Origin of the sequence: Roseateles aquatilis (assembly GCF_002205645.1) — a bacterium.
GTDB classification, from domain to species: domain Bacteria; phylum Pseudomonadota; class Gammaproteobacteria; order Burkholderiales; family Burkholderiaceae_C; genus Roseateles; species Roseateles aquatilis.
The window spans coordinates 1-869 of sequence record NZ_NIOF01000046.1; the positions used below are offsets into that span (position 1 = coordinate 1).

Here is an 869-nt window from a genome sequence, read left to right on the forward strand (position 1 = left end):
ACGGTGACGCAGCAGTGGGGTGGCGCGGGGCTGCTCAAGAGCCAGATCGCGGTGCCCAAGGAGGACTTCACCGACCGGCTGGGGCGCGTGGTGCAAAGCCGCACCTGGGGCTTCGACGGCACGCCGGTGATCACGCAGACGGCGTTCACGGCGCAGGGGTACACGGCGTCGGTGGCGCGGCCGCGGTTCCAGGGCGCGGCGCCGGTGTGGACGTTCTACGACCGGGACGACATCGGGCGGGTCAACAAGATCCGCTCGCCCGCGCCGGACGGCAGCGGCTACGCGGAGACGGCCTACACGTACGGCGGGCGCGTGCTGTCGATGGTCAACGCCAAGGGGCAGTCGCGCATCGAAGAGCGCAACGTGCTGGGCAAGCTCAAGTCGGCCACGGACGCGCTGGGCAACGTCACGACGTATGTGTACGACGGCTTCGGCAACCTGGTGCGCACGCGCGACCCCAAGGGCAACGAGATCGCGATCGGCTACGACGCGCTGGGACGCAAGACGTCGCTGCAGGATCCGGACGTGGGGTCGGTGGCGTACTGGGTGGACCCGCTGGGGCAGACGTGGAAGCAGCGCGACGCGAAGGCGCAGGAGACGCTGTTCAGCTTCGACGCGCTGGGGCGGATGGTGCGGCGGCTGGAGCCGGACCAGGACTCGCGCTGGGAGTACGACACGGCGGCCAACGGCATCGGCAAGCTGGCGCAGAGCTACACGTGGGTCAACGGGGCGGCGGACGTGCGGCGCGCGATGACGTACGACGCGCAGGGGCGGCTGTCGGGGACGGAGCTCAACCTGGATTGGGACTACTTCACGCAGACCGCGTACGACGGGTTCGGGCGGGCCAACGTGCAGAGCTACACGCGGCG

At 70.2% G+C, this 869-nt stretch carries 1 pseudogene; it reads left to right on the forward strand.

Features of this window, described 5'->3' with window-relative positions:
* A pseudogene (locus CDN99_RS27965) lies at window positions 1–869 on the forward strand (RHS repeat domain-containing protein); the annotation flags it as partial.